Here is an 8775-nt window from a genome sequence, read left to right on the forward strand (position 1 = left end):
CGCCAACCACCGCTCGACCCGCTCGGCTGATTGCAACCGAAGCGTTTACGCCAGAGCCAATTCGCATTCAGCTTTCAGATTTACCCCAGCCTTATGCGTCTCAGAGCGCCCGTAAATCGCTCAATGTCATCCCTATTCCGGAAAACCCGGTTTTGCAGGTACCGCAGGGCTTTGTGGTTAATGTTTTTGCCGAAAACCTCGATCAGCCGCGTTGGTTAGCGCTAACGCCAACAGGAGACGTTCTAGTCACTGAAACTCGCCAAAACCGGATTCGACTGCTAGGCGATCGCGATGGCGATGGGGTCGCAGAGGTTAATCAAACCTTTGCCGACGCCGCCAATGGCTTAAATATTCCCTTTGGCATGGCCTTTAGCCAGGGTTTCTTTTTTTTGGGCAATACTGACGCGGTGCTGCGATTTCCCTATCAGCCTGGTCAGCAGCAGCTTAGCGGTGAAGGCGAAAAAATTGCTGATTTACCCGGCGGTGGTTATAACCAGCACTGGACGCGCAATGTAGTTGTTTCCCCTGACCAGCAGCAGCTTTTTGTTTCAGTCGGCTCACGCTCTAACGCCAGCGAAGAACCTTCGCCCCGCGCTTCTGTGCAGGTCATGAACCTAGACGGTTCTAATCAGCAAACCTTTGCCGATGGCTTACGCAATCCGGTGGGGCTAGATTTTCATCCGATTACGGGTGAACTCTATGCCACCATCAACGAACGCGATGGTTTGGGAGATGACCTGGTGCCTGATTACTTCACGCGCTTGCAGGCAGGAGAGTTCTTTGGCTGGCCTTATGCCTATTTCACGCCAGAAAACCTCGATCCCCGTCATACCCAAGGCGATCGCAGCCGCAATCCGCAAAAAGCCGCTCAAACCCGCACCCCTGACCTCCTCTTGCAAGCCCATTCAGCAGCGCTGGGTCTTCAGTTCTACGCCGGAGACACTTTTCCTGAACCTTATCGCAATGGTGCTTTCATTGCCATGCGCGGCTCCTGGAATCGTAGCCAGGGTACAGGTTACAAAGTGGTGTTTGTGCCCTTTGGGCAAAATAATCGACCAACAGGCTACTACGAAGATTTTTTGAGAGGATTTTTGGTCAACCCCAGTGGGCCTGATACCTGGGGGCGACCTGTGGGGCTACTGCTGCTACCAGATGGCAGCTTGCTAGTAACCGAAGAGATGAACAATCGCATTTACCGGGTTCAGTACGTGGGTAGCTAAACCACCTGGTAAACGAAGCTTAGCGTTGTCCAGGCATTCATATCTAGCGCATAACTGTCAGCCGGACTGTTCGTATCGCCAGTGCTGCCACTGCTGGCCCGATGCAGGTCGCTCAGAATAGCATGGGCAGCTTTGAGCGGTTCTGCCAGCGGGTTGACCCGGCCACTATTGCCAGCCATTTTAGATTCTTCGGCTAAAAGCCCAAACATTTGGTTGAGAGGCTTACGGCTCACAATCAGATGCGTTTCTACCCAGTCGCTGGTGACATCAGCAATCCAGTCAGTACCCGACTGGGGAATAAAGCAAACATCACCTGGAGAAATTTCGTTACTTTCGACAATGGCGTCGCGTAAAGCATCGCTAGCCTGGTTGACGGTTGAGGGTTTGGGAAACAAGGCCAAGGCGCGTCCTCGCCCGTCAAAGCTGATCATGGTGAAGTAGAGTGAGCGATCGCCAAAGTTTGCCAGCCGATAGCGAATGCGGCTACCAGTTGGAATAGTCACAATCCGTTCGCCCTGGGTAAACAAAGGCCCTAAGCGACTTTGAGGTAGCGAGACGGGCGATCGCAACGTTTCTCGCTGAGCCAAAATGCGCTCTTGTGGCTCCAACATTTCCAAACTTACCCGCACAGATAGCCGAGAAGCCGCCTGATTTTCTGTTAGCCGCAACAGCTTAGCGGCCAGCATGGCTTCCAAATGTGGCGTCAATCGTCCTAAAGCGGTTTTGATGGCCTCTTCTGGCTTGACGACCGTACCCGGTACCAGTTCTCGACTGGGCGAAAACAAGCCATAGCCGCCTTTATTGAGTAAGTCTTCTTTTAGCGGGGCAAAGTCACCCGTTTGAGCACTTTGGCTCAGCAGAGATGCCGTCAACGTTGATCCGGTAGTGGTCAACAGGCGACCAAACAAACAATCGGCAGGTTGATCTCCTGCCGCCACTGATGAAACAAACGGCACTCCCGCCAAGGCGCTGGTTGCATCTACCCGCTCAATCCGCTCTAAGCTATTGTCTAAAGCCACCACTAAAGAAACGTCATGGGGCAGCACTCGCAACGCCTCATAAACCCGCTGTCCAACTTTAATGGCAGCAGCCTGCAAGGGGACGGGGACAACCTGCGCAATCAATCCATTTCGAGACTGCACTTTAAGCTGTAGCCGATCTGAAACTGGGGTTTCTGCCCCCAACCCACTTTGATCGGGCACCAGACTCAGGCGTGAGTTAGTGCCGTAGTGTTCTAAAACAGGAGCTGGCAGGCCACCTAGCCAAACCTTAAAGCTTCGATGATCGTCTGCTGCACTGACAATTGCTCCCTCTGCCACGGTCGCCGCTTCTGGCTTCAGCTGATACACCTTCGTCGCTTCGGCAGCCTGCTGCCCTCGAACTTGGGGACGCTGTTCTAAGCCAATCCATTGGTGCATGGTTTCAGCCGTGCGGCTGAGGGTAAACTGCAAGGTTTGGGCAGGTTGCAGTTGCCAGAGATGCTGAGTCAGCGCGTAGGTAAAAATACCAGCGCTAAACCCCTGCCAACGCCCCTCAAAGGCTAAATGATTGGCCGCTGCTGCTGCTAGCACCGTGCCGGGTAAATCTTTGGCGACTTCGCTTTCTTGGTTGGTTTGTTTGGGGTCAATGCCTAGCGAATCTCGTAGCGCCTGCAGGTTGGGGCTGAGTTCTCCGGTTGGCATATTAGGCCGCGATCGCACCCGCAAGTTACCCCACAACAAGCGGCCAATATCCGAAAATCCGGCGTCAATGACGCTGGTAAACTGGTGAGTTTTGACAGCGCTAATCAGCAGCTTCAGCTCCTCTTCGGTCAAATCCTGAATCTGAGGATGAGCCGCTGTTGGCAAATAGCCATCTATCGGTACCAGGCTACTTTGCACAAACTGAGGATTAGACGCCAGCCTAAAGCGACTACCGTAGCCGCTAAAGTGAAAAACGGCCACATCCCCTGGTTTAGCTTGCTCAATTAGATGTGACTGAAACGCTTGAATTAAGCCCTGACGCGTTGCCTGCTGGTCTGTGAGCGTGACAATATCGGCAGGCTGAAACCCAAAGCGACCAATCAGCAATTCTCGCTGTAGTTGCACATCGATCAGGCTGCCTCGCAGCGCGATCGCCTGATCAGAAACCGAATCACAAACCGCAGCCGGATATTGATTAATCCCAACTAATAGGGCCAGTTTGCGACGAGTTGGCTGAGCCAACGCCTGTTGATAGCGCCCAGCCCAGCCCAGCAAACTCACCTCGCTTAGGCCCCACGCACTGAATAAAAGGCCAGCTCGCTGCAATAAATCTCGTCGCTTTAGACCCACAGAAGGTGACTATCCTCCCTAAACTTCTTGAGGTGCCCGCATAGCGCGTGCCAGTTCTGCAGCTACCTCAGGCCGAGAAAACTCCGGTGGAGGCAGCTCACCCCGACGCAACATCTCTCGGACTTTGGTACCTGACAAATGGATTCGCTCGGCTGGCTGGCTGGGACTGGTTTTTGTCGTCGCCATAGTGCTGGTTCGAGTGCAGTAAAAGGCGTGCTCGAACTTCATAGGCATAATACCGAGTTCTTGCGGCTCAAACTCATCAAAAATATGCTGAGCATCATAGGTGCCGTAGTAGTCACCCACCCCAGCATGATCTCGACCCACAATAAAGTGAGTGCAGCCATAGTTTTTCCGAATGAGCGCGTGGAAAATGGCTTCTCTAGGCCCAGCGTACCGCATGGCTGAGGGATTAATCGCTAGAATCACCCGATCTTGCGGAAAGTAATGCTCCATCATGATTTCATAACAACGCATCCGCACGTCCGCCGGAATATCGTCCTTTTTGGTAGCACCTACCAAAGGATGCAAGAAAAGACCATCAACGGTTTCGAGCGCACACTTTTGAATATACTCATGAGCGCGGTGAATGGGGTTGCGGGTTTGGAACCCAACCACAGTCTTCCAGCCTTTTTCCGCAAACATTGCCCGTGACTCGGCGGGATCAATTTGATAATCCGGAAACAAGGGATGCGGATCTCGCTCTAGCAACCAGACAGGACCCGCTAAGTTAATCCCCCCCTGTTCATAAATCACTTTGACGCCGGGGTGCTTGTCTTCCTGCGTACGGTAGACGTTGATAGCTTCATGCGCTTTGTCGTAAGCGTACTTTTCGCTCAGCTCTAGCACGCCAATAAAGCGGCCACTGGCATCGTCTAGGCGCACTAAGCTACCAACCTGTAGCGGCTCAGCAACGGCTTCTGTCACCGATAGGGTAACGGGAACTGACCAGGGCAGACCGCTGGCTAAGCGCATGTCGGTTACCACCGGGTCATAATCCGCTTTTTCCATAAAGCCCGTTAGCGGGCTAAAGCCACCAATGGCAATCATTACTAGGTCAGACGCTGATCGCTCGTCTAAAGTCACTCTAGGCAGATGATCTGCCTTGTCTAAGAACGTCTGCTTTTGTTCAGCACTGGCAATTCGATTAATTAAGGTACCGCCGTGGGGGGCGATCCCTGCTTGCGCATTACTCAAGATACCGTCCTCTTCTGCTAATTAACTGCAATCTACCTGGGGCTAGCCGCAACAGCTTAACCCTCTAAGACTCAGGAAGTATGTCAGGTAGCCCTAATTGATTGAGTCTGTACTGCTCACCGAGTCGGCCACGTTTGCCTTCATTGATGCGGCAGCCGATTGTCCCTCAAAAGGTTCAATCAGCCCACCCCCTAGCAACCGATCGCCGTCATAGCAAACAGCCGCCTGCCCTGGCGTCACACCAAACTGGGGTTGATCAAACACCAAGCGCATCCGGTGGCCATCGGCTGCCTCAGCAGCTAAAGGAACGACCGTCGCTGGCACTGCCGCAGACCGATAACGAATTTGCACCATGACGCGGATAGGACTCTGGGGTGCTGCAATTGACACCCAGTTGACCTGTCGCACGGTACATTCGCTCTGGTGAGCGCTGGAGCGATCGCCCACAATCACCTGATTGCGAGCGACGTCAATGGCAACCACATACAAAGGGTGAGGAGCGGCGATACCGAGTCCTTTGCGTTGCCCAATGGTGTAATGATGAATGCCTTCATGCTGGCCGAGCACTCGGCCTGAGGTATGCACGATGTCGCCTGCTTTGGGCGCTAAATACTTGTCGAGAAAATCTCGCATCGAACCGTGATGTTCAATCAGGCAAAGATCCTGGCTTTCAGGCTTGGTTGCCGTATGCAAGTTTAGCTCAGCGGCCACTTGGCGAGTCTGCGCTTTGCTTTGTTCACCCAGTGGAAAAATTGATCCAGCCAGGAGTTCTTGAGAAAGATCGTATAAAAAATAGGACTGATCTTTACTGCGATCGATCGCGCGACGCAGTTCGTAGCGTCCCGTTTCTGGATTTTGGGTGATACGGGCGTAGTGCCCGGTTGCAATTTTATCAGCCGCCAACTGCTGACGAGCGTATTGCAGCATGGGGCCAAATTTGACTGCTCGGTTACACTGCGAACACGGCAGGGGGGTGACCCCTGAACTATAGCCAGAAACCAAATAGTCGATAATGTTCTCGCTAAAGACCTCTCGACTATCAATAATGTGATGGGGAATGCCCAAATCTTCGCACAGTTGGGCAGCATCCACCATGCCTTCAGAGCAGCATTGCCCTTTACCTTTCATCAGCCACAGCGTCAGCCCAATAACCTCATGCCCCTGTTGGTATAAGGTCGCTGCCGCCACTGAACTGTCTACACCGCCGGAGAGACCTACTACAATTTTGCTCATGGCGTACTTAGGATCTTAGAAATTCTTTTTGCAAAATTGTCCACCATCTAGGCTAACATTTCCGCATGCCAACCTCAGTGAACCTGAGATAAGCTTCCGGCTCACTCTTTGAAGTTAGTATAGGTCTCGATGGAGTATGAATTTGGCATGACTTACCCAGACGCCGCCTCTTTCTACAGACATCCCTTGCCCAATTTAGTTTCCAATGCAGCCATTTTCTTTTGCCAACCCTACCAAAGGACTACGGCAAAGAGATGGCTGATTTTGCTATTAGCCACAATCGGGCAGTTAGGCATTGCGGCTTTGGCAGCTCAGGCGCTGCCTGCAACCTCAACGGGGCAACGCCTAGCCCAAGCCTTACCCCCTTTACCGGGGGCAACCGTTCAACCTCGATCTTATAGTAGTGGCACGGCGATCGCTGCGACCCGCCGCTATATGGTGTACGTCAACGGCAATAGTCCGTTGCTGCTAGAGCAAGTTCAGCAAATTGAACCTAGCGCTTTTCGGCGGCAATATAACGGCAGAACAGTGATTCAGACGGGTGCTTTTGACTATCCTCAAAATGCTCAGGCTCAGGTAGAAGCCCTGGCAGATTGGGGTATTGGGGCTGAAGTGGCCGAGGTGGAACGTCCGCCGATCGCGACAACGCCTTTGGCTGCGCCGCCGCCTGCTTTTGTCAGCAACAGCAACGAGTCTATTCCTCTACCCGTGGTGGCGATTCCAGATAGCAGCGTTGAGTTTGGCCAGTCCCCTCTACCGCCGCCACCGGGTGGGGCTAGCACGGTAGGTTTCACTTCAGCGGCAGCCAGCAGCCGTGGCTATTATGTGGTGGTGCCAACGGCTGCAGATCAGTTAGCCGTGACGACAGCCGGAATTAGTCAGTTGGGTCTTAGCAGTACGCAGGTAGCTGCCCGCACGTCACCTCGCGGCCCCCATGTGGCAGTCGGGCCGTTTAGCGATCGCACGGTTGCCCAGCAGTGGAATCACTATCTGCGCAGCTATGGTTACAATGCCAGAGTGCATTTCGACCGTTAGGTTTTATGATTTCTCATTTGCAGTCGCTGTGGCCGCGCCCAGACATTCAACCGTTTTTAGTAACGGCTGAGGAAATGCAGCAAATTGAAGGGCGCATTTTCGAGGCGGGGATGCCAGTAGCGGCGCTGATGGAGAAAGTAGCGGGGCGCATTACTCAAACGCTGGTTGAGCGCTATCCGCGATCGCGCTTTGGCCGCATTGGAATTCTGGCAGGGCCAGGTCACAATGGCGGTGATGCGCTGGTGGTAGCGCGAGAGCTGCATTTTCGAGGCTACGAGGTGAAGATTTTTCAGCCCCTTTCTAAGCTGAAAAAACTGACCGATCACCATGCCCAGTATGCCTGGAATTTAGGCATTGCCTTTGCTGAGGCGATCGCTGATTTGCAAAACTGCGACGTTATTGTAGATGGGCTGTTTGGTTTTGGGCTAGGCCGAGCGCTGAGCGATGAAATTGCGGCGGCTGTAGATCAGATCAATACCTGGAAAATACCTGTTTTGAGTATTGACTTGCCCTCTGGCATTGAGACCGACCGGGGGCAGGTGTTGGGGACGGCTGTGCGGGCTGAGGTTACCTGCTGTTTGGGGCTATGGAAGCGAGCTTTTGTGCAGGATGCGGCGCTAGGGTTTATTGGCCAGCCACTGCTGATTGACTTTGATCTACCGCTGGCTGATATTCAAGCCGTACTGGGGGAAGATCCTGCGGTACGGCGGCTGGTAGAGGCAGAAGCGATCGCCTGTTTACCCTTACCCCGGCCTGCGGACTCTCATAAATATAAAGCAGGCCATCTTTTGCTGGTGTGCGGGTCTAACCGCTATCGGGGAGCAGCTATTCTGGCGGGGCTAGGGGCAAAAGCCAGCGGTGCTGGCATGATTTCCATTGCAGTGCCGCAGTCGCTACAGACTACGATGGTGACTGCCCATCCGGAGGCGCTGATTGTTGACTGTGCTGAAACGGACTCTGGGGCGATCGCTCGTTTTCCAGAAAGGCTTGACCTCAGTTCATTTCAAGCGATCGCCATTGGCCCTGGCCTTACCCGCGACGCCCAACCGCTAATTGAAACATGTTTAGAGAGCGATCGACCGCTGCTGCTAGATGCAGATGGACTCAACTGCTTGGCGGCGCTAGACCCGGTTGCTCAACTCAGACAGCGAACAGCGCCTACCGTCTTAACCCCACATCCGGGGGAGTTTAAGCGGCTGTTTCCAGACATCCTGGCCGAGGCGGCTGATGCAGGCGCAGCCGCGCAAACAGCGGCGCAGCAAACAGGAGCCGTGATTGTGCTAAAAGGCGCTAGAACAGCGATCGCCCAGCCCAATGGCCAACTTCGGTTTAATCCTGAAAGTACACCTGCACTGGCTCGTGGCGGCAGTGGCGATGTGTTGACCGGGCTAATGGGTGGATTGATGGTTCAGCAGCTTGCCGCCATGGGGTCAGCGCCCCCCTTGCCAGCGGTTTGGCAGGCAGCGTTGAGTGGAGTGTGGTGGCACGCCCAAAGTGGCATTTTAGCCGCTCAAGCTAAGACCGATTTAGGGGTTGACCCAACGACTTTAGCCGCCTATCTGACCCCTACCTTGAGCCATTTTTTCAAAAACTTAAGCGCTAAATAATAGATAGCTAAAGTGAAAGGGCAGAGGCAAAGTTTTTCTGACGAAGGCTTGCGCCAGTCCTGTGTCTTGATCCTGGCGGCTACAGCTACCGCTCTAGTCACTGGCGTTAAAACACTTAATACCAATTCTTCAAAAGAAAGGTACAGATGAGAATGACGAAACGTATGTAGA

6 protein-coding genes are annotated in these 8775 nt (G+C 53.5%); 3 read left to right on the top strand and 3 right to left on the bottom strand.

Features of this window, described 5'->3' with window-relative positions; genetic code table 11:
• Nucleotides 1-1220, top strand: a 1220-nt coding sequence (locus ACTS3T_RS20275; RefSeq protein ID WP_462935462.1) for a PQQ-dependent sugar dehydrogenase, incomplete at its 5' end; no start/stop codon positions are given.
• Here the strand turns inward: ACTS3T_RS20275 and ACTS3T_RS20280 are convergent.
• The 3 genes from ACTS3T_RS20280 to mnmA all read right to left on the bottom strand — a co-directional run bounded on the left by ACTS3T_RS20280 (nt 1217) and on the right by mnmA (nt 5962).
• Nucleotides 1217-3532: a caspase family protein gene (locus tag ACTS3T_RS20280; RefSeq protein ID WP_462935463.1), complete on the bottom strand. Its 2316-nt coding sequence runs from the start codon at nt 3530-3532 to the stop codon at nt 1217-1219. The genes ACTS3T_RS20275 and ACTS3T_RS20280 overlap by 4 nt on opposite strands.
• Before the next feature lie 18 nt (nt 3533-3550).
• Nucleotides 3551-4729: a sulfate adenylyltransferase gene (gene sat / locus ACTS3T_RS20285; protein WP_462935464.1), complete on the bottom strand. Its 1179-nt coding sequence runs from the start codon at nt 4727-4729 to the stop codon at nt 3551-3553.
• A gap of 93 nt (nt 4730-4822) precedes the next feature.
• On the bottom strand, nt 4823-5962 hold the full coding sequence (gene mnmA / locus ACTS3T_RS20290; protein WP_462935465.1) for a tRNA 2-thiouridine(34) synthase MnmA: 1140 nt from the start codon (nt 5960-5962) through the stop codon (nt 4823-4825).
• Nucleotides 5963-6109: 147 nt separating this feature from the next.
• Here mnmA and ACTS3T_RS20295 point away from each other — a divergent pair, with 147 nt between their 5' ends.
• Both ACTS3T_RS20295 and ACTS3T_RS20300 read left to right on the top strand, forming a co-directional pair.
• Entirely contained in the window at nt 6110-6997 is an 888-nt protein-coding gene (locus ACTS3T_RS20295; RefSeq protein ID WP_462935466.1) for an SPOR domain-containing protein, read from the top strand.
• 5 nt (nt 6998-7002) lie between these two features.
• The gene (locus ACTS3T_RS20300) at nt 7003-8604 is read left to right on the top strand and encodes an NAD(P)H-hydrate dehydratase (RefSeq protein WP_462935467.1); all 1602 of its coding nucleotides are present in this window, start codon (nt 7003-7005) and stop codon (nt 8602-8604) included.
• The last annotated feature ends 171 nt before the right edge of the window (nt 8605-8775 follow it).

Origin of the sequence: Almyronema sp. (assembly GCF_052168255.1) — a bacterium.
Classification (GTDB): Bacteria; Cyanobacteriota; Cyanobacteriia; order Phormidesmidales; family Phormidesmidaceae; genus Sphaerothrix; species Sphaerothrix epifaneia.

Bases quoted from the DNA above. Each gene is read 5' to 3' on its own strand.
- mnmA (WP_462935465.1), bottom strand. From the start codon at position 5,962: ATGAGCAAAATTGTAGTAGGTCTCTCCGGCGGTGTAGACAGTTCAGTG.
- ACTS3T_RS20300 (WP_462935467.1), top strand. From the start codon at position 7,003: ATGATTTCTCATTTGCAGTCGCTGTGGCCGCGCCCAGACATTCAACCG.
- ACTS3T_RS20295 (WP_462935466.1), top strand. From the start codon at position 6,110: ATGACTTACCCAGACGCCGCCTCTTTCTACAGACATCCCTTGCCCAAT.